The 19,126-nt window shown below is 39.7% G+C and carries 19 protein-coding genes; 13 read left to right on the forward strand and 6 right to left on the reverse strand.

The features are described from left to right. The first annotated feature begins 22 nt into the window (after nucleotides 1–22). From KEM09_RS08025 to rimO, 6 genes are all read left to right on the forward strand, one after another. On the forward strand, nucleotides 23–1,276 hold the full coding sequence (locus KEM09_RS08025; RefSeq protein WP_212227449.1) for a competence/damage-inducible protein A: 1,254 nt from the start codon (nucleotides 23–25) through the stop codon (nucleotides 1,274–1,276). Nucleotides 1,277–1,433: 157 nt separating this feature from the next. Then, nucleotides 1,434–1,676: a 50S ribosomal protein L28 gene (gene rpmB, locus KEM09_RS08030; RefSeq protein WP_212191071.1), complete on the forward strand. Its 243-nt coding sequence runs from the start codon at nucleotides 1,434–1,436 to the stop codon at nucleotides 1,674–1,676. Between the two features lie 12 nt (nucleotides 1,677–1,688). Beyond that, on the forward strand, nucleotides 1,689–1,877 hold the full coding sequence (gene rpmG / locus KEM09_RS08035) for a 50S ribosomal protein L33 (RefSeq protein WP_200465062.1): 189 nt from the start codon (nucleotides 1,689–1,691) through the stop codon (nucleotides 1,875–1,877). A 12-nt stretch (nucleotides 1,878–1,889) separates the two neighbouring features. Then, nucleotides 1,890–2,042, forward strand: a complete 153-nt coding sequence (locus tag KEM09_RS08040) for a DUF4295 domain-containing protein (protein ID WP_212227450.1) — start codon at nucleotides 1,890–1,892, stop codon at nucleotides 2,040–2,042. 199 nt (nucleotides 2,043–2,241) lie between these two features. Continuing rightward, nucleotides 2,242–3,192: a signal recognition particle-docking protein FtsY gene (gene ftsY / locus KEM09_RS08045; protein ID WP_212227453.1), complete on the forward strand. Its 951-nt coding sequence runs from the start codon at nucleotides 2,242–2,244 to the stop codon at nucleotides 3,190–3,192. Between the two features lie 83 nt (nucleotides 3,193–3,275). Next, the gene (gene rimO, locus KEM09_RS08050) at nucleotides 3,276–4,586 is read left to right on the forward strand and encodes a 30S ribosomal protein S12 methylthiotransferase RimO (protein ID WP_212227454.1); all 1,311 of its coding nucleotides are present in this window, start codon (nucleotides 3,276–3,278) and stop codon (nucleotides 4,584–4,586) included. 19 nt (nucleotides 4,587–4,605) lie between these two features. Here the strand turns inward: rimO and KEM09_RS08055 are convergent, their stop codons facing one another. The 3 genes from KEM09_RS08055 to gldB are packed head-to-tail and all read right to left on the reverse strand — an operon-like array spanning nucleotide 4,606 to nucleotide 6,946. Further along, a complete protein-coding gene (locus KEM09_RS08055) occupies nucleotides 4,606–5,145 on the reverse strand; it encodes a 5-formyltetrahydrofolate cyclo-ligase (RefSeq protein WP_212227455.1) in 540 nt (179 codons plus the stop codon). Next, a complete protein-coding gene (locus KEM09_RS08060; protein ID WP_212227456.1) occupies nucleotides 5,138–5,929 on the reverse strand; it encodes a nitrilase-related carbon-nitrogen hydrolase in 792 nt (263 codons plus the stop codon). Before KEM09_RS08060 ends, KEM09_RS08055 begins: the two co-directional genes overlap by 8 nt. A gap of 9 nt (nucleotides 5,930–5,938) precedes the next feature. Beyond that, nucleotides 5,939–6,946 carry a gliding motility lipoprotein GldB gene (gldB, locus tag KEM09_RS08065; RefSeq protein ID WP_212227457.1) on the reverse strand — a complete coding sequence of 336 codons (1,008 nt, stop codon included), beginning with the start codon at nucleotides 6,944–6,946 and terminating at the stop codon, nucleotides 5,939–5,941. A gap of 122 nt (nucleotides 6,947–7,068) precedes the next feature. Between gldB and KEM09_RS08070 the strand changes: the two genes are divergently transcribed. The 3 genes from KEM09_RS08070 to KEM09_RS08080 all read left to right on the forward strand — a co-directional run bounded on the left by KEM09_RS08070 (nucleotide 7,069) and on the right by KEM09_RS08080 (nucleotide 10,206). Then, on the forward strand, nucleotides 7,069–7,704 hold the full coding sequence (locus tag KEM09_RS08070; RefSeq protein ID WP_244824911.1) for a porin family protein: 636 nt from the start codon (nucleotides 7,069–7,071) through the stop codon (nucleotides 7,702–7,704). A gap of 46 nt (nucleotides 7,705–7,750) precedes the next feature. Further along, nucleotides 7,751–9,400, forward strand: coding sequence for an NAD+ synthase (locus KEM09_RS08075; protein ID WP_212227458.1), 1,650 nt, complete (start codon nucleotides 7,751–7,753; stop codon nucleotides 9,398–9,400). 98 nt (nucleotides 9,401–9,498) lie between these two features. Continuing rightward, entirely contained in the window at nucleotides 9,499–10,206 is a 708-nt protein-coding gene (locus tag KEM09_RS08080) for a Crp/Fnr family transcriptional regulator (RefSeq protein WP_212227459.1), read from the forward strand. Between the two features lie 76 nt (nucleotides 10,207–10,282). Here the strand turns inward: KEM09_RS08080 and KEM09_RS08085 are convergent, their stop codons facing one another. The 3 genes from KEM09_RS08085 to KEM09_RS08095 form a co-directional block, all read right to left on the reverse strand. Then, nucleotides 10,283–10,450, reverse strand: a complete 168-nt coding sequence (locus tag KEM09_RS08085; protein WP_212191099.1) for a DUF362 domain-containing protein — start codon at nucleotides 10,448–10,450, stop codon at nucleotides 10,283–10,285. 176 nt (nucleotides 10,451–10,626) lie between these two features. After that, the gene (locus KEM09_RS08090) at nucleotides 10,627–11,811 is read right to left on the reverse strand and encodes a M20 metallopeptidase family protein (RefSeq protein WP_212227461.1); all 1,185 of its coding nucleotides are present in this window, start codon (nucleotides 11,809–11,811) and stop codon (nucleotides 10,627–10,629) included. Nucleotides 11,812–11,931: 120 nt separating this feature from the next. Beyond that, nucleotides 11,932–14,253, reverse strand: coding sequence for a family 20 glycosylhydrolase (locus KEM09_RS08095; RefSeq protein WP_212227463.1), 2,322 nt, complete (start codon nucleotides 14,251–14,253; stop codon nucleotides 11,932–11,934). A gap of 199 nt (nucleotides 14,254–14,452) precedes the next feature. Between KEM09_RS08095 and KEM09_RS08100 the strand changes: the two genes are divergently transcribed. The 4 genes from KEM09_RS08100 to KEM09_RS08115 all read left to right on the forward strand — a co-directional run bounded on the left by KEM09_RS08100 (nucleotide 14,453) and on the right by KEM09_RS08115 (nucleotide 19,048). After that, nucleotides 14,453–15,373: a cation diffusion facilitator family transporter gene (locus KEM09_RS08100; RefSeq protein ID WP_212227465.1), complete on the forward strand. Its 921-nt coding sequence runs from the start codon at nucleotides 14,453–14,455 to the stop codon at nucleotides 15,371–15,373. A gap of 168 nt (nucleotides 15,374–15,541) precedes the next feature. Then, entirely contained in the window at nucleotides 15,542–16,627 is a 1,086-nt protein-coding gene (locus KEM09_RS08105) for a DUF1573 domain-containing protein (protein WP_212227467.1), read from the forward strand. Between the two features lie 73 nt (nucleotides 16,628–16,700). Next, nucleotides 16,701–17,813, forward strand: a complete 1,113-nt coding sequence (gene meaB / locus KEM09_RS08110; RefSeq protein WP_212227469.1) for a methylmalonyl Co-A mutase-associated GTPase MeaB — start codon at nucleotides 16,701–16,703, stop codon at nucleotides 17,811–17,813. Between the two features lie 134 nt (nucleotides 17,814–17,947). Continuing rightward, nucleotides 17,948–19,048 (forward strand): TlpA disulfide reductase family protein, encoded by a 1,101-nt coding sequence (locus KEM09_RS08115; RefSeq protein ID WP_212227471.1) that lies wholly within the window; start codon nucleotides 17,948–17,950, stop codon nucleotides 19,046–19,048. The last annotated feature ends 78 nt before the right edge of the window (nucleotides 19,049–19,126 follow it).

The raw sequence follows: 19,126 nt of genomic DNA on the forward strand, positions 1-19,126 counted from the left end.
TAAACTTATCAACTACAAAGAAATGCAAGTAGAAATAATAACCATTGGTAATGAGCTGCTGATAGGGCAGGTGGTGGACACCAATTCGGCCTGGATGGGGCAGCAATTGAACGAGGAGGGGTTTGATGTGGTCCGGATTACTTCGATACAAGACACGGCCGAAGAAATAACAACAGTGTTGAGTGAAGCAGTTAAGCGTGTTGATGTGGTAATGCTTACCGGCGGTTTGGGACCAACTAAAGACGATATTACCAAGGATACTCTAGCGGCTTTTTTTAACTCAAAACTGGTATTTAATCAGCATGCCTACGATAATATGGCCTCTTATCTGAAAGGAAGAGTTAAGGGAATCAATAAACTAAATGAAAGTCAGGCGTATGTGCCCGAATGCTGCGAAGTAATCAATAATCCGGTTGGTACAGCTCCGGTTATGTGGTTTGATGAGAATGATAAAATAGTGGTGTCAATGCCAGGTGTTCCATCGGAGATGAAGTTGGCCATGACCAAGGAAATAATACCACGGCTTCAACAGCGATTCAAAACAGGACACATTATGCACAAAACCATTCAGGTTTGTAATATCCCGGAGGCTGTTTTAGCTGAGCAATTGGAGGCTTGGGAGGCGACTATTCCTAATTATATGAGTTTGGCCTATTTGCCAAGTCCTGGGAAGATACGCCTGCGTTTAACCGCTAAAACTGCCAATGATGAGCAGGCGAATACGGATTTTGAGCGATTGACCAGTGAATTGTATCAACTTGTTGGGGAAAATATTTACGCAGAAGAAGACAGTCCCATTGAGGTGTTGCTAGGAGCTAGTTTAAAAGAGTCTTCAAGAACCTTAGCTGTTGCGGAGAGCTGCACTGGTGGTAATATAGCTCACCTGGTAACTAGAATACCTGGCAGTTCGGCCTACTTCAAAGGAGGTGTAGTGGCATACGAAAATATGGTCAAGCAAAAGGTGTTAGGTGTTGAGGAGCAGGCGCTGTTAAATTATGGAGCAGTAAGCCAGCAAGTAGTTGAACAGATGGCCATAGGTGTGAAGGAGTTATTGCAAAGTGATTATGCTATTGCAACATCAGGTATTGCTGGGCCCGATGGAGGAACTGATGAGAAGCCGGTTGGAACTGTTTGGATAGCGATTGCGGGTGATTTTGGTGTAGTGAGTGCCTGTTATCAATTTGGTCGAATTCGGGAGCGAAATATTCAGCGAGCTTCAGAAACGGGCATGATTATGCTTTTGCAGCAACTGAAAAGAAGGTCTCCGGATGTGTAAATGCGGTGAAAATTGTTGTAAGAAAGGGAATATTTGCTGAGATATGAGAAAAAATGAAAAAACATTCGAATTATTATTGCAAGTATTTGTAAAATCCGATAAAAATGCCGTATTTTGCGCTCTGTTTGAAAAATGTATCCGAAAAAACTGTTGAGCGATGTCAAGAGTATGTCAAATAACTGGTAAATCATTTATGGTGGGAAATAATGTTTCTCACTCGAAGAGAAGAACCAAGAGAAGATTCGATATCAATCTTTTCAAGAAGAAATTCTATTTACCTGAAGAAGATCGTTGGGTAAATATCAGAGTATCTGCCGCTGGTTTGCGTATGATCAACAAAGTTGGTTTGTTAGCAGCCCTTAAGCAGGCGAAAGAAAAAGGATTTATTGCTAACTATTAATAAGGAGTAGAAATGGCAAAGAAAGCAAAAGGTAATCGCGTTCAGGTGATTTTGGAGTGCACTGAGCACAAAGAAAGCGGACAACCAGGAACAAGCCGATATATTACCGTTAAGAACAGAAAAAATACTCCTGACCGCATGGAGTTGAAAAAGTATAATCCGATTTTGAAGCGTGTTACTTTACACCGCGAAATCAAATAAAACTGATTAACCATGGCAAAGAAAGCAGTAGCATCATTGCAAAAAGGTGAAGGTAAAGGTCACACCAAAGTGATTAAAATGGTGAAATCTCCAAAAACGGGAGCTTATACTTTCCGCGAAGAGATTGTACCTAACGAAATGGCTAAAGAATACTTCAAAAAGTAATTTTTGAGGATCAACCTATAAGAAAAAGCTTCCTTGTTTTCAGGGGAGCTTTTTTATTAATCAATTTTTCAGATGTGAGATGAAGGTTGAAAGCGATAGGCATGATGAAATTCTGCTTAAAATCAAGCTTGATACCTAATTCTTTTATCTTGCGTCTTACATCTTTTTTATATCTTTAAGCCCTTAAAAATTAAGATTCATGGGTTTATTCGGGAGCTTTACAAAAGCGAAGAAAGAAAGTCTGGATAAAGGACTGGCCAAAACAAAAGAAAGTGTACTTAAAAAGCTGACACGCGCCGTAGTTGGTAAAACCAGGGTAGATGATGATGTACTTGATGAACTGGAAGAAGTATTGATTACATCAGATGTGGGCGTTGACACGACCTTAAAAATTATAGAACGAATTGAAGGGCGCGTAGCGAAAGATAAATTTCTGAGTACCTCAGAACTGAATGATATACTTCGAGAAGAAATTGCACAACTTTTGGCAGAGAACCGAAGTGGTGATGTTAGTCAGTTTGAATTACCTAAAAGCGAGCATCCATATGTGATTATGGTGGTTGGGGTTAATGGCGTGGGAAAAACCACAACCATTGGTAAACTGGCTAATAAGTTCAAGCAGGCAGGTAAGAAAGTGGTGCTGGGTGCTGCTGATACATTCCGTGCGGCTGCTATTGATCAGCTGGTGGTCTGGGCCGATAGAGTAGATGTGCCGATTGTGAAGCAAAGTATGGGTTCAGATCCCGCTTCTGTGGCATTTGATACACTTGAGTCAGCTAAACGTCAAGGGGCAGATGTGGTGATTATTGATACGGCCGGACGCCTTCATAATAAAGTGAACCTGATGAGTGAGTTGACCAAGGTGAAGCGTGTGATGCAAAAAATAGTGCCTGATGCGCCAAATGAAGTGTTATTGGTGCTTGACGGCTCTACCGGACAAAATGCCTTTGAACAGGCTAAGCAATTTACTAAAGCTACCGAAGTATCAGCATTGGCGATAACTAAGTTGGATGGAACGGCTAAAGGTGGTGTGGTGATTGGCGTATCTGATCAGTTCAGTATTCCGGTTAAATACATAGGTATTGGTGAAGGAATTGAGGATTTGCAGGTGTTTGACCGCGATGAATTTGTTGATTCTTTATTCAAATAATAGTAGAATACACTTAAAAGCTGTTTGTAAGAGACAGCTTTTTTTGAGCAATAATTAAATATTGAAGTACTTAAAAAGATGATATGACAGTGCCTAAAGGAAAGAAAGTAGATGTTGTAACTCTTGGTTGTTCAAAAAACCTGGTGGATAGTGAGTTTTTAATTCGCCAGTTTAAAGCCAATGGAATTGAGGTAGCGCACGATGCAGAAACACCAGATGGAGAAGTGGCCATCATTAATACTTGTGGTTTTATTGCGGATGCCAAAGAAGAATCGATTGATACTATACTTGAATTTGCCGAAGCTAAGAAACGGGGCGATATCAAGCAGCTTTATGTCATGGGATGTTTGTCAGAACGCTATCCCGGACAGCTTAAAAAGGAGTTGCCGGAAGTGGATAAATTCTATGGTAAATTTGATTGGAAAGACATTGTGAGTGAGATTGGTGCTACGTATCGTCGTGATTTGATGAATGAGCGATCGTTAACAACCCCCGATCATTATGCCTATTTGAAAATATCAGAAGGTTGTAACCGAACCTGCAGCTATTGTGCCATTCCTATCATTACTGGCAAGCATGTGAGCCGTCCTATGGATGATTTGTTGGAGGAAGCCAGGCGTCTGCGTGATTCAGGGGTTAAAGAGTTACAGGTGATTGCGCAGGATTTGTCTTTCTATGGCTATGACCTTTACAAGTCTTATAAATTACCAAATCTGGTTGATGAACTGGCTAAAATTGATGGCATCGAATGGATTCGCTTACATTATGCCTATCCGGCCGGTTTCCCGCTTGATGTGCTGAAGGTGATGCATGATAACCCTAAGGTATGTAACTACCTGGATATTGCTTTGCAGCACATCAGTGATAATATGCTGGAGCTTATGCGCCGTGGTGTTCGTAAAAATCAAACCTATCGCCTGATAGAAGAGATGCGTAAGCAGGTGCCGGATATTCATCTCAGAACAACATTTATAACAGGGCATCCGGGTGAAACAGAAAAAGATTTTGCCGAGATGGAACAGTTTGTAAAAGATATCCGTTTTGAGCGATTGGGAGTATTTCCTTATTCGCATGAGGATGATACCTATGCGCACAAAAAATATAAAGACGATGTACCGGATGAAGTGAAGCAGGAGCGGGCTGATCGTATTATGGAAATACAAAATGGCATTGCTAAGGAAATAAACCAGGCCAAGATTGGTAAAACCTTAAAGGTGATTATAGACCGGGAAGAAGGTGATTATTTTATAGGTAGAACTGAATACGATTCGCCTGAGGTTGACCAGGAAGTATTGCTTCATAAAGAAGAAAACAGAGAGTTGCAGAAAGGTGAGTTTTATAATGTAGAAATTACCGACTCAGAAGATTACGACCTATTTGGTATTGCAAAATAACACTAAATAAACCCGCTTTTTACAGCGGGTTTATTATTTCATCCATTTTAATATCGTGTGTTTCTATCGGAACACTCTCTACCATTTGAAAGTCAAATGCAAGGCCAATTTTACGGGCGCCGGGGATGCGTTTAAGAATTCGGTCATAGTAACCAGCTCCGCGTCCCATACGATTGTTTGAAGCATCAAAAGCTACACCAGGCACAATCACTAACTCAATTTCTTTCTCGTCACTAATGGCTTCACCACTGGGCTCAGGGATGCCATATTTGTCGCCGGCTACTAATGATTTCTCACCTTCATAGCGGACGATTTTTAAATCATCACCATTGATAACCGGTAAGTAGATTTTCTTCTGAGTGTACCATTTATTAACTACTTGCTGAGTAGGTACTTCATCGCTCATGGCCCAATATAACAAGATGGAGCTGGCAGCCTGAAAGATACTGCTTTCCTCCAGCTTTCGTTGGATAATATTGCCTTGCGCCGTTCGCTGGCTATCTGATAATTCTGCCTTTCGTTGTTTGACGATTCGCCTAAGCTCCTTTTTTTCAATCATTTGCCTCCAAATTGCCATAAACATCCGGACGTCTGTCTTTAAATACGTCATTCAGTTCGGTGATATACTTGTTATTGGCCAAACTTAAGTCAATTTCTGCACTTAAAACTTGACTTTTATCCGATGTTCCTCTTAAAATCGTTTCGCCATTGGGAGTAGCCAGTATTGATTGACCCGAAAATGTCAGGTTCCCCTCTGTTCCAATTCGATTGGCTGTAGCTATATAACAGCGGTTAACAAGAGCATAAGACGGTACTACACCTTGACAATAGGGTAATACCAGGTTGGATGGATGAGCAATGAGCTGGGCACCCTTCAACGCCAGTTTTCGCCACACTTCCGGAAACATCCAGTCGAAGCACACGAGCATGGCTATTTTACCAAGCTCCGTATCAAATACAGGTAAGCCCAGGTTGCCGGCATTAAAAATATTTTTCTCATTCAGGAACAAGTGCAACTTGCGATAGATACCAATTACACCTTTGGGGGCTATTAAAACCGATGAATTATAGAGCTTATGCCTGTCGCGCTCGCAAAAACCTGTAACGATATGGGTATTTTTGATCTTCGCCAGTCCGTGCACAGCCTCAATGAAAACACTTTTCTCAAGTTTTTCAGAAGCGTCAAAGGCTGCCTGCTGGTTTTGAAAATTGTAACCCGAATTGGCTAATTCAGGCAATATAAACAAATCGCTATCTGATTGTTCGATAAGGGATGATATAGTCTCAATATTAGCTCTTAAATGGCCTAATTGTGGCGCCATCTGGATGATGCTTACTTTCATGATAATTATTTAAGGACGATACCTGGATTCTCTCAATATCTGATGTGCATCCGTGTTATTTAATAAATCATTCAGGTTTGTTTCCGGATGATTCTTCATGTATGCATCAATAATCCGGTAAGCAATGAATACGGCGGCTTTACCCGGCGAATCCTGACCGAAATAGTAGGTAAAAGGACTGTCACCCACATACTTTTGTATTACCATGCGCTCAGTGTTATACAAGTGTTTTTGTTCCACCATACTGGCCCATATATCACCCTCATGCCTGTAGCACCATTTTATTTGTTTCTTCGAATAATCAAAGAGTAAAGTATCCTGGATAGAAGGCATCATTTGCTTCACAAAATAGTTTAATTTTCCCTGCGCGATCATTCGGCTTAATACATCCTCATTTTTCATTTGTAAAGAGAAGTTACCAAGCGCCATTGCTTTCATAATATCTGGTACTATTTTCTCAGGCACCATTTTTCGCCTTAAATAGAACGGGATGGATAGCCATTCATAGAATTGACAATCAGCCCCCAGGTACTTTTCAACGCTCACAGATATCCAGGTGGAGTCCATGGCAATGGATTGATTAAAATAGGAAGTGTGGAAATATACCTGGGGTATGGTTGCATCCGGAAAGTAATATTTGTAATGCTTGAAAGCCTTGGTAAGATCGCTGCTTAATTTGTTGGTTTTACCAAATTGCTTTTTGCAGGCTTCATATACATCCCTGTTATCTTCGTAGTCAAGAAAGCTTTTAATAAAATCGGGATATTCAGGATTTGATGGGCTACCAATTTTAATAATCTGCTGGCTATAAGCATCCAGGTAACTGCCGTACTTTTTTGAGATAGCATCAATGGCCTCAGGTAACTCATCCTCGTTCATTTCAAACAGGTCAATAAAAAAGAGCTGAGGTTCCACGTTAACATCAATATGGCTCACATCAGGTCCTTTCGAAGTCAAATTACATCCGGTAGTTAAAAGTGTAATTACGCTTAGATAACACAAGAATTTCTTCATCATTAAATATCATTTATCATGTAAAAATACGAAAGCTTCTAAAATATGCAGTTAGCGTTAAAAAAAAGTGGATGAAAACCATGTTTTAACTATGTTTGTACTGATTTTTCAACCTAAATGTGTACATGATGAAGCATACATCCTTACTAATCTTATTGGCATTATTCTTAACAGCCGGATTAAAAGCTCAAGACAGCAAACGCACCCGACTGGCTTTTGTACTAAGCCCACAAATCTCGTGGTTAAATTCTGACGAAGCCTCGGTAGACGGGAATGGTAATCTATTCGGTTATAATTTTGGAGTAGTGATGGATCGCTTCTTTGATACTAATTATGCATTTTCAACAGGTTTAACCATTAACACAACAGGTGGTAAACTAAAGTATCCCGGATTACCGGAGGTTGAACCTTTTGTGGAGGATTATACATCGACATACCGCTTGAAATATATCGAAGTGCCATTATCGCTTAAGTTGATAACCAATGAGTTTCATCGTTCGCGTTACTATGGACAGTTTGGTTTATACACGCAATACAATATTAAAACCAATGATGGCAATGGCAATTCAATCAGTAAAGAAGTTAACTTTTTTGATATGGGCTACCAGATTGGCGGTGGTATGGAATATTCATTGGGGGGTAGCACCTATTTAATGCTTGGTCTCATTTACAGTGGAGGTTTTATGGATGTAACAGATCATGTAATTGAAGACAAGGCTACTTTAAACCGTTTTACATTCCAGTTTGGAATCATTTTTTAATTCCGTAAGTTTTTAAAGACAAAACTATTAGAGGACGATATTAGCGATGAAGATTGTATTAGCGCAGTTAAATTATCACATTGGCAATTTTGAGCTCAATGCGGATAAAATGATTAAAAGTATTGAACAGGCGAAAGAGGATGTTGCCGATTTAGTGGTCTTCTCTGAATTAGCTGTATGTGGTTATCCGCCTTATGATTTTCTCGAGCGAAAAGAGTTTATCCAGAATTGTACCGATACAATTGAGCAGATTGCTAAAGGGTGTAAGGGTATTGCTGCCATAGTTGGCGGGCCCGAAATTAATCCGGAGCCACAGGGGAAGAACCTGTTTAATGCAGCGTATTTCCTCGAAGATGGCCAGGTGAAGCAAGTTGTTCGAAAAACACTGTTGCCCAACTATGATGTATTTGATGAATATCGTTATTTCCAGCCCAATATTGTATTTGACCTGATAAAGTTTAAAGGGAAGAAAATCGCATTAACTATTTGTGAGGATATCTGGGATGATCAACCGGTGGCTAATGCCTTTGCCAGAGATAAGCTGTATACATTGTCTCCAATGGATAAGCTCATTCAGCAGAAGCCTGATTTTGCCATTAATATTGCAGCCTCTCCTTTTTCATATACACAAGTAGATATTCGCCGTGATATTGTGCGTAATAAGGCACGTCAGTATAAAATTCCGTTTATTTACGTTAACCAGGTGGGAGCCAATACCGAACTGATTTTTGATGGTAACAGCATGGTTGTTAATGGCCGTGGTGACATTACGCACCAGGCAAAAGCATTTGAAGAAGATACTGTTCAGATCGACATGAATGCTTTGTCAGACAAGCCAGCAATATCCCCAAAAGTGACTAAGCCAATACAGCTGATTTATGATGCTTTGGTAGCAGGCGTACGCGATTATTTTGCAAAGATGGGCTTTAAAAGCGCGACCTTAGGTCTGTCAGGTGGTATTGATTCTGCAGTCACAGTAGCTATAGCAGCTGAGGCTCTTGGTAAAGAAAATGTACGTGTGTTGTTGTTGCCTTCTCAATATTCATCCGACCATTCTATAAAAGATGCGGTTGATTTAGCTAATAACTTAGATATACAATATGATATTGTGCCTATTAAGGAGATTTTCAATAGCTACAATTTCTTGATGAGTCCGATTTTTGCGGGTAAAGAGGCGGATGTAACAGAAGAGAATATTCAGGCGCGTATCAGAGGCACATTGTTAATGGCTCTTTCCAATAAGTTTGGACACATTCTTTTAAATACTTCCAATAAAAGTGAAGCGGCGGTGGGGTATGGCACCCTGTATGGCGATATGAATGGTGGATTATCAGTACTTGGTGATGTATATAAAACCGATGTTTTTAAACTGGCCAGGTACATTAACAGAGACACAGAAATCATCCCGGAAAATACAATTGTTAAGCCACCGTCAGCAGAGTTACGTCCTGATCAGAAAGATTCAGATTCGCTGCCGGACTACGATGTCTTAGATGCCATTCTTTTCCGCTACATTGAAAAAAATCAGTCACCGGCTGAAATTGTAAATGATGGTTTTGAGGAAGCTACGGTGAAGAAAGCAGTTAGGCTGGTGAATATGAACGAGTATAAGCGTTTTCAAACGCCGCCTACCTTGCGCATTTCAAGTAAAGCATTTGGTATTGGCAGACGAATACCGCTAGTAGCTAAACATTAGATATTGTAAGTGCTGATTTAATTGAGCCTGTAGCTAGTTAAATCAGCTTTTTTTATAAATTTGTATGTTATATAACATAGTTTTATAACACCCTTGTAATGCCTGCTAAAAAAAATAATACCCCTGTAGAGCCCACTATTAAAGATATTCCGAAGCTTTACAATATTCTAACTGACGAGGAGAAAGAATACCTGCTCGATAATCATACGACCATTCACTATAAAAAGAATGACATTATATATCAGGAGGGCGAGAAGCCTACCGGTTTATTATGTCTTGGCGAAGGGAAGGTAAAGATATTTAAAGAGGGGGTTAGCCGTCGTGATCAGATCATCAGGATGGCTACAGCACCTGATTTTATTGGTTACAGAGCCTTATTTGCAGAAGAAATGCATATTGCCAGTTCTGAGGTGATAGAGCCCAGCACTATATTTCATGTGCCTAAAAAGGTTATTTATAATCTCATGAAGACCAATCCGGCACTTTCAATGGCGTTTATTAAATCCTTTGCCAGTGAGTTAGGATTTGCCCGTTACAGAACAGTTACTTTAACACAAAAGCATATTCGCGGGCGTTTGGCTGAGAGCCTTTGTGTATTGAAAGATATTTATGGCTTTGAAGAAGATCAGCAAACCCTGGCAGTTTACCTTTCGCGGGAGGATTTGGCTAACTTCTCAAATATGACTACCTCCAATGCGATTCGTACTTTAAGTTCATTTGTTAATGAGAAGGTATTGGCAGTAAATGGCCGCGTAATTAAAATATTGGATTCAGATACCCTTCACCGGATTTCGCGATTAGGATAGAGCTAAAAACGATTATATCAGATACAAAAAAGCCCCATTAAAATGGGGCTTAGTTATTTTTTCGCTTCTGCATAGCTTATGCAGGGTGAATAGCCTCAGTTGGGCAAACATCTGCACAAGTACCACAGTCAGTACAAGCTTCAGCGTCAATTTTATAGATATCTCCTTCCGAGATAGCTTCTACTGGACATTCGTCAACACAAGTACCACAAGCAATGCAGTCTTCATTAATTACGTAAGCCATTTTTTTTTCTTTATTGGTTATTATTACAGAAACAAAATTATTGGCTTTTTTAATTAAAAAAAAGAATTCCTATCCAAAGTGCTTTATTTTTAAACGATATAAATAAGGCTTTAAGGTCTTTTATTATTCAAAGCATTGCTAGCTAAGTTCTTTCTACGTGTTTAGACCTTTTCTAATTAATCATCACTCATAAAACGATAAGCCATGTAGGCCATCAGGCCGGCTGCTGTTTCTAATGAATCTTCGTTTAAATTGAACTGTGGTGTGTGCAAACTGCCTGTTTCACCATTGTTCTGAGCTACGCCAAAGCGATAAAAAGAGCATGGGTACTTTTGTGAATAATAGCCAAAATCTTCAGCAGTCATTCGTATGTCCATTATTTCGGTAGCCTCTTGTCCAAGGTATTCTTTAGAAAAGCAGATGGCCTGTTCGGTAATAAACTCATTGTTATGTACCACCGGGTAGCCATCCTTTATATCTATGTCACATTCTGCGCCCATAGATTGGGCAATGCCAGTTGCTATTTCGCGTATTTTCCCTTTAATAATGGTTCTCCATTCCTCATTCATTGTTCGCAGGGTACCTGCTATTTCTACTTTTTCAGGGATAATATTGGTAGCACCATTGGCTATGACTTTACCAAACGAAAGAACCGTGGGTATTTGTGCAGGCACTATACGGCTTACTACCTGCTGCAGAGATACGATGATATGAGAAGCAATCAGCACATTATCAGTTAAGGCATGTGGCATAGCTGAATGTCCGCCTTTACCTTTGATAGTGATGTAAACTTCATCACCCGACGCCATGTACATGCCGCTTTTAAAGCCTGCATGACCAGTTTTCATGTTAGGCAGCACATGTTGGCCCAATATAATTTCTGGCTCATATCCATCAAAACAGCCTTCTTCCATCATCAACTTGGCCCCACCTGGAAATACCTCTTCGGCTGGCTGAAACAGGAGTAATATGGTACCTTCCCATTCATCCTTAAGTTCATTTAAGACCATGGCTGCACCCAACAAGGCCGCTGTATGCGCATCGTGTCCGCAGGCATGCATTATACCCTCGTTTCTTGATGTAAACTCTAGCTGACTGGCTTCTGCGATTGGTAAAGCATCCATGTCGGCTCTTAAGGCAATGGTTCTTTTTTCAGGATGTTTGCCTTTTAGGTATCCAATAATACCCGTTTTTACGAAACCGGCTTTAAAGGGGATTCCAAGTTCTGTTAGCTTGTTCTGTATATAAGCTGAGGTTTGATGTTCTTCAAAGGATAGCTCCGGGTGCTCATGAAGATGCCTTCTAATGGCAATTATTTCATTGAGGAATTGTTGTGTGAGTGCTTTTATTCGAGCTTGCATTGACCTTGGTTTTTATGTAATGAAAGATTACGTGTTAATATTTTAAACTTTCGTTACAAAGATAACACAAGTAGGCACAATGCCTTGATGGTAATAGATATTTCGGCCTGTTCTCTTTTTTTAGTAATAAAAATCTTTAGGCTTAAGTGACTGTGTGGTATTATCTGGCCACTTTACGTTCAAACGGCATTGGCTATATCCGGTCGTTTGAAAATAAAGTATTGTTATTGGGTAGAGTCCTTTTTTTAGGGCAATGGCTCCCTTCTCAGCTTTACTGCCATGGATGCCGTCGTTGTTGACCACCAGTTCATTACCAATATATAAGGCGCTACCGTCATCGGAATTAAGCTCAAACTCATAAATACCTTTCTCACTCGATTCAAAATAGCCTTTTAATATCAGGCCGAAGCTTTCGCGGTATACCGAGTCAGGTATAAATGAATCAGTAACTATTAACTGCTTATCAATATTGGTATTTCTTATTTCTTTGACTGTTTTAAACCGACCTTTATAGACGGCGCAACTTAAACCCTTATTGCTTACTTTTAGCTTGGCGGGTTTTTGATATTGAAGCTGGTTAAGGTTGAAAATTTCCGTTTTGCTCTGTTGTCCAGTGCGTTTGTCAATGGTTATGGCTTTAATGGTGCCTGAAGTGTTTACTGGAATTGCCTCGGTGTATTCCTTCGAATTAGTATTTGGTTCTGAGCCATCGGTGGTGTAGCGGATTGCGTAATTATCAGATATTTCCTGTAGCCTTAATGATGTTGGATGTGTAAAATGAAGCTGTTCGTTACTTGATATAGGCTTTGGTACTTCGTAGAAGAAGTTAACATTGCGATGTGACAGACGTTCCAGATGTGTTTCTAGTTTGCGGCGAAATTCAGGCCAGTTCTTTTGTTGCTGCTTACTCCAGGCAACTTCTGCAAATGCGCACAGGCGGGGATACAACATAAACTCAAACTTTTCTTCATCTGGCATATATTCGGTCCAGCAATTAGCTTGAATGCCAATGAAATTCTGCTGTTCATTGGTATCAATGTCTGCAGGTAAAGGCTGATAGTGATAGACATCAGATAACGGCGTATAACCACCTATTGCCAATGGATGGTCCTGCGGAGAAGCCTGGTAGTGATCAAAGTACAAGTAATTGGCCGATGACCTTATAAAATAGTTATTGTTTTTAATGGCTTGTTTAATATCAATATCATCTTGCCACATCACAATAGTAGCGTCAGTCAGTGTTGGGTCGGTCATTATTTCATTCCACCCAACCATTTGTTTACCGAGTGTTTTTACAATGCTTTGAACACGTTTTATAAAATAGTTTTCTAAAGCATTTTCATCTTTAAGTTCGTTAGCTTTCATTCGGGTCTGGCAGTGCTTGCAGTTGCGCCATCTCATTTTGCTGCATTCATCACCACCTATATGTATATATTGGCCGGGGAATAAGTCTGCTACTTCTGTTAAAATATCTTCTATTATTGCATAGCTTGATTCTTTTCCCGGGCATATGACATCCTCAAAAACACCCCACCTGGTGGCAACCTCATAAGGCCCACCAGTACAACCTAATTGCGGATAGGCTGCTAAGGCCGCCAAAGAATGCCCTGGTAATTCAATTTCTGGTATAACGGTGATGTGTCGCTCTTTTGCATATTCAACAATTGACTTTACATCATCTTGTGTATAATAACCACCATACGGTTTGTTATCGTATTGGAAAGGAGGGTTGGCACCATGGCCGATAAGCGTCATAGCTCTTCGGCTGCCAACAGCTGTTAGTCTTGGGTATTTCTTAATTTCTAAACGCCACCCTTGATCATCAGTCAGGTGCCAGTGAAAGGTATTAATTTTATACGATGCCAAAATATCCAGTTGCTTTTTAATAAATTCTACCGGGAAATAATGGCGCGCAACATCTATATTTAATCCACGATAGGCGAATTGGGGATAGTCAATGATTTGCAGGCAAGGAATGGTCCAGTTCACACCATCAGTAATCAACTGGCTTTCTATCGAAGGTGGTAATAACTGTTTAACTGTCTGAATAGCATAAAATAAACCTTTGCCGGATGAAGCATTAATATGAATATGATTTGGCTCAATTTTTATTTCATAACCTTCGGCATTATCATTTGATTGTTTACTTAGTTGAAATATAATATAATTGTCAGTTGGAGTCTGGTCGCTTAGTTCGAGTTCTATTCCTGAACTTAATGCGAATTGTTTTTTAAACCTATTGATTGAACTTGTAATATTCTTATCAAGCCCTTTATAAACTAATCGGGTTTGAGCGTTAATCTGAAACTCACCCTCTTCATAAGTAATGCTGTTTGGTTGAGGAATTATGTTGAAAGGCTGAATGACGTCTTCAGAGGCTATGCGGCAACCTGGTAATGCAGTCAGTATTAAGGTAAACAGGATAAGTATAGCAATTCGCATGTTGAACTCAGGATTTTGTGTGTTGACTGATGGTTTCGAAATTGAACCAAACAAAAATAATTGAATTTATTTCATAAGCTAAAAAAAGCGTATTGAAACGTATTAAAATAGCTTGCAGGTCTGATAAGCAATTGTAAAGAAGTCTAATATGCCAATGAATCTGTTAACTTTGTAACTAACCATTTAAAAACCATAAATAATGGGAGAGCATCATCATCATGATCCAAAGGGTAAAAGCCTTGTAATTACAATTGTTTTAAATGTAGCCATTACAGTAGTGCAGCTCATTGGTGCACTGATAAGTCATAGTTTATCATTACTAACAGACGCATTGCACAACTTTTCAGATGTAATGGCATTAGTGATAAGTTACATCGCCAACAAATTAAGTCTACGTGACTATTCGCCAGAAAAGTCATATGGATATAAACGTGCTGAAATAATGGCGGCTTTTATCAATGCAGCTACTCTTCTAATCATCTCTGGCTATTTAATATATGAAGCGATTGAGCGCCTTGTTACACCGATAGAAACACCGGTAAATGGTGTATTGGTCGCATGGTTGGCCGGATTTAGCATTGTGGCTAATGGATTAAGCGTACTTTTAGTTAAAAAGCACTCAGAAAATAACATGAACATGCGGTCAGCCTATTTGCATCTGTTTTCTGATATGCTTTCGTCTATAGCTGTTCTTGTTGGCGGTATACTGATGTATTTCTTTCAATTAGCCTGGATAGATGCGCTTTTATCTATTGTGATTGCGATTTATTTGATTCTTGCAAGTTGGAAATTGCTGGTAAAAACCATGCGCGTTTTAATGCAGTTTACGCCCCCAACAATCAATATTGAAAAAATGTCGGATGGGGTTAGTAGGCTGGAAGGTATTGAGAATATGCACCATGTACATCTGTGGCAACTGAATGATTCTGAATTACATTTGGAAGCTCATCTGGATTTGTCAGAAGATGTAACGGTTAGTCAGTCAAATTTGCTGTTAAATAAGGTTAGGGAGTATGTTCAATCCAGTTTTGGTATAGAGCACTGTACTTTTCAGGTAGAGTATAAAGTGGGCGATGATAAAAGTTTGATAGTTAACGAAAGAAAAAATGCAGAGTATTAAAGGCTTGTTAAAATGTACTATTTCTCACCAAAACAATATAATTATTTATAGATTTGTGTGACTTTCGCGGGAGTGAAGCAGCGGATTGTAACACCGCTCTTGCTTTTGCGTATCAAATGAAGGTATATCAAATACAACTTTGTAATCTAATAAAAACTCAAACTAAAGATGAAGAAGTTAATCGTACTAACAGTGCTAATAAGCACATGCTTGTTCTCAGGTAATGCACAACACTCAAAACCTAATCTCGCCTTTGATAAAGTGATACATGACTTTGGAGAAGTAAAAGAAGATGGCGGTACCAAAACGTATGAATTCAAATTTAAAAACACTGGCGGGCAGCCATTAGTAATTCATAATGTAAAAGCCTCTTGTGGATGCACAACGCCGCAATGGACCAGGCAACCAATACCACCAGGAGGTGAGGGATTTGTAAAAGCTATTTTTGATCCGCGTAATCGTCCGGGTAATTTTAATAAGACTATAACAGTAACATCTAATGCCCAGAATGCAACAATAGTATTGCGTATCAATGGTAAGGTGTTGCCTCGCGAAATGACTGTTGAGGATATATACCCGCGTAACATGCAGGAAATCCGCTTGGAAACATCGCACCTGGCCTTCACCAAGATGACTCCTGAACAGGTAAAAGAGGAAAACATCAAAATCATCAGTACCTCGGATAAACCGGTTAAATTAGGGTTTCTGAATGTGCCGCCGCACATAAAAATCAAGTGTATCCCCGAGGTAGTGGAACCGGGTAAAGCAGCAGTCATTACAGCGTCATATGATGCCAAAGCCAAAAATGATTGGGGCTTTGTTACTGATAATATTTTTATAATTTTTAATGATGTGCGTAATTATAGCAATCGACTGACGGTTAGTGCTTCTATTGAAGAAGACTTTTCGGCCTGGGATGCTGAAAAGATGCAAAATGCACCTGTTGCTACATTTGCTGAGAAAAACTGGAATTTCGGTGAAATTAAACAAGGCGATGTGGTGAAACATGAGTTTGAAGTCAAGAATACAGGCAAAAGTGAGTTAATCATCAGAAAGGTAAAAGCTTCATGTGGTTGTACGGCTATTAAACCGGTCAAAACAATTCTTGCTCCTGGCGAAACGACTATGATTGCCGCTGAATTTAATTCAAGGGGTAAAAACGGACGACAAACAAAAACTGTTCGCATTGTATCAAATGATCCTAAAAATACCTCAATTACCTTATTGATTACAGGTAATGTAACAATGGAATAAACAATATTTGAACTCAAAGAATGGAGAGTTAACGGTGTTTAACTCTCCTTTTCTTTATTATATAATTATTTGAATGACAACTAAGGACGACCATCATCATATAGAAAACGACCCCTCTTATAAAGGTTTGAAAGTGAATAAAGGTGTGGAAAATGCTCCATCAATTAATCCCAATGCCAGCAAACGAATTATTAAGCGTAAGCGGCAGTTGTCGGTGGATGAGTATGTTAAAGGTATTCTGGAAGGTAATATTACCATATTAAGCAGGGCTGTAACAATGGTTGAGAGCTCATTGCCAGAACATCAACAGGTAGCGCAGCAGATTATTGAGCGTTGTTTGCCGTATGCCGGTAAAAGCATTCGACTGGGCATTACCGGAGTACCAGGTGCCGGGAAAAGTACGTTTATCGAATCGATGGGAATGCACATTATACGTAATGGCGGGAAGTTAGCTGTTTTGGCTATTGATCCGTCCAGCGAGCGTTCAAAGGGCAGTATACTGGGCGATAAAACGCGCATGGAAAAATTGTCGGGTGAAGAAAATGCCTATATCCGCCCATCGCCTTCAGCAGGTTCGCTGGGAGGTGTTGCTCGCAAGACGCGTGAAACAATCATTTTATGTGAAGCTGCCGGTTTTGATACTATTTTTATTGAAACGGTTGGAGTAGGGCAGTCGGAAACAGCGGTTCATTCAATGGTGGATTTCTTCTTGTTACTTATGCTGGCAGGTGCCGGTGATGAGCTACAAGGCATTAAGCGAGGGATTATGGAGATGGCCGATGCGATAACCATTAATAAAGCTGATGGGCAAAATGTTGAGCGAGCCAAATTAGCGCAAGCCGAATACCGGAGTGCTCTGCATTTGTTTCCACCAACTAAGTCAGGATGGACGCCAGAAGTTAAAACCTGCTCGTCGTTATACCACAAAGACGTGGATAAGATCTGGGATATGGTTTTGGAGTATGTTACTCTTACCAAGCAGAATGGCTATTTTAATTCTAACCGTCGCTCGCAGGCCAAATATTGGATGTATGAAAGTATAAACGAGCAATTGAGAAATAATTTTTACCATCATCCGTTAATTAAACAAGCATTACTAACCAATGAAGAACAGGTGCTTAATGATGAGAAAAGCTCCTTTATGGCTGCTAAAGATTTATTAGATACCTACTTTGAGCGTAAATAAGCCCGTTAGTTGAGTTTGATAAGCGAATAAATAAACATGAATCGGCTGTGTATTTCAATGGTTGATGAATAAATGCTTTCTTTGCAATGCTATACATTGCGATGATTTAAGACACGAAATTAAATTGAATATATATGAAAAATGTTTTGTTAGCAATCTTTGGTGTTGCGTTGCTGGTTGGTTGCCAGCCAAAATCGTATGAAGTAACCGGAACACTCGAAGGTGCTACATCAGAAAGAGTTATTCTTAAAAAACTAAGAAAAGGTCAACCTGTTGACGTGGACACAGTTGAGATGGTAAATGGGGTGTTTACTTTCACCGGTAGTGTGGAAGCACCTGAATTGTATTTTGCTGTTATCGATGGAAAGCAGCAGCCAGCAGTTTTCTTTGTTTCTAATAGTAAAATTTCAATCACTGGTAACGTTGATAAATTAGCGGACATTGAGGTGAAAGGATCTGAAATGACGGATTTGTTTATGCAGTTTAATGATGACGTACCAGGACATGAACGCACACAGCAGCTGCAGCAAGAATACCAGATGGCTTACATGAATCAGGATCAGGATAAGCTAAAGATTTTACAGGAAGAAATGGAGTCAATTTTGGAAGATCAACGTGCTTACTTTAAGAACTTTGTTGATCAAAACACCAATAATGCATGCGGCTTGTTTATTGCTGCACAGATGGCTCCTTCATTAGACTTGGAAGAGTTACGTGAGTTAATTGCTAAATTTGAACCAGCTATGGCTGGTCATGTTTATTTGGCAGAAGTGAAAGAACTGCTGGAACCATTAGAGGAGTTTGAAAAAGCTCAGGCAGCCACTGCCGATGGTGCTGTTGCTCCTGATTTTACATTAAAAAGTGATAAGGGTGAAGAGGTATCTCTAAGCGATTTTAGAGGTAAATACGTTTTAGTAGATTTCTGGGCCAGCTGGTGCAAGCCTTGTCGCATGGAGAACCCTAACGTGGTAAAAGCTTACAATGCCTTTAATAGCAAAGGATTTGATGTAGTAAGTGTATCTGTAGATAGAGATCAGGAAGCCTGGAAAAAAGCCATCGAAGAAGATGGTTTAACCTGGACACAAGTTCATGCCGATGAGGCATCGGGTGTTGCTGAGATTTATGGTATTCAGAGCATTCCAAGCACATTCCTGCTTGATAAGGAAGGAAAAATTATAGCCAAAAACCTAAGAGGTGAAGCTTTAGAAGCTAAATTGGCGGAATTAATGAACTAAAATACTCTAGAAAAGTATGCCTTAGCCACCTCATATGAGGTGGCTTTTTATTTGGCATATTTTGATATGTACTATCTC

The organism is Carboxylicivirga mesophila (genome assembly GCF_018271975.1).
GTDB classification, from domain to species: Bacteria; Bacteroidota; Bacteroidia; order Bacteroidales; family Marinilabiliaceae; genus Carboxylicivirga; species Carboxylicivirga mesophila.

Coding starts and splice junctions, on each gene's coding strand:
- ftsY (WP_212227453.1), top strand. CDS start 2,242: ATGGGTTTATTCGGGAGCTTTACAAAAGCGAAGAAAGAAAGTCTGGAT.
- gldB (WP_212227457.1), bottom strand. CDS start 6,946: ATGATGAAGAAATTCTTGTGTTATCTAAGCGTAATTACACTTTTAACT.
- KEM09_RS08095 (WP_212227463.1), bottom strand. CDS start 14,253: ATGCGAATTGCTATACTTATCCTGTTTACCTTAATACTGACTGCATTA.
- rpmG (WP_200465062.1), top strand. CDS start 1,689: ATGGCAAAGAAAGCAAAAGGTAATCGCGTTCAGGTGATTTTGGAGTGC.
- rimO (WP_212227454.1), top strand. CDS start 3,276: ATGACAGTGCCTAAAGGAAAGAAAGTAGATGTTGTAACTCTTGGTTGT.
- KEM09_RS08060 (WP_212227456.1), bottom strand. CDS start 5,929: ATGAAAGTAAGCATCATCCAGATGGCGCCACAATTAGGCCATTTAAGA.
- KEM09_RS08040 (WP_212227450.1), top strand. CDS start 1,890: ATGGCAAAGAAAGCAGTAGCATCATTGCAAAAAGGTGAAGGTAAAGGT.
- KEM09_RS08025 (WP_212227449.1), top strand. CDS start 23: ATGCAAGTAGAAATAATAACCATTGGTAATGAGCTGCTGATAGGGCAG.
- KEM09_RS08085 (WP_212191099.1), bottom strand. CDS start 10,450: ATGGCTTACGTAATTAATGAAGACTGCATTGCTTGTGGTACTTGTGTT.
- KEM09_RS08055 (WP_212227455.1), bottom strand. CDS start 5,145: ATGATTGAAAAAAAGGAGCTTAGGCGAATCGTCAAACAACGAAAGGCA.
- KEM09_RS08100 (WP_212227465.1), top strand. CDS start 14,453: ATGGGAGAGCATCATCATCATGATCCAAAGGGTAAAAGCCTTGTAATT.
- KEM09_RS08105 (WP_212227467.1), top strand. CDS start 15,542: ATGAAGAAGTTAATCGTACTAACAGTGCTAATAAGCACATGCTTGTTC.
- KEM09_RS08090 (WP_212227461.1), bottom strand. CDS start 11,811: ATGCAAGCTCGAATAAAAGCACTCACACAACAATTCCTCAATGAAATA.
- KEM09_RS08075 (WP_212227458.1), top strand. CDS start 7,751: ATGAAGATTGTATTAGCGCAGTTAAATTATCACATTGGCAATTTTGAG.
- rpmB (WP_212191071.1), top strand. CDS start 1,434: ATGTCAAGAGTATGTCAAATAACTGGTAAATCATTTATGGTGGGAAAT.
- KEM09_RS08070 (WP_244824911.1), top strand. CDS start 7,069: ATGATGAAGCATACATCCTTACTAATCTTATTGGCATTATTCTTAACA.
- meaB (WP_212227469.1), top strand. CDS start 16,701: ATGACAACTAAGGACGACCATCATCATATAGAAAACGACCCCTCTTAT.
- KEM09_RS08080 (WP_212227459.1), top strand. CDS start 9,499: ATGCCTGCTAAAAAAAATAATACCCCTGTAGAGCCCACTATTAAAGAT.
- KEM09_RS08115 (WP_212227471.1), top strand. CDS start 17,948: ATGAAAAATGTTTTGTTAGCAATCTTTGGTGTTGCGTTGCTGGTTGGT.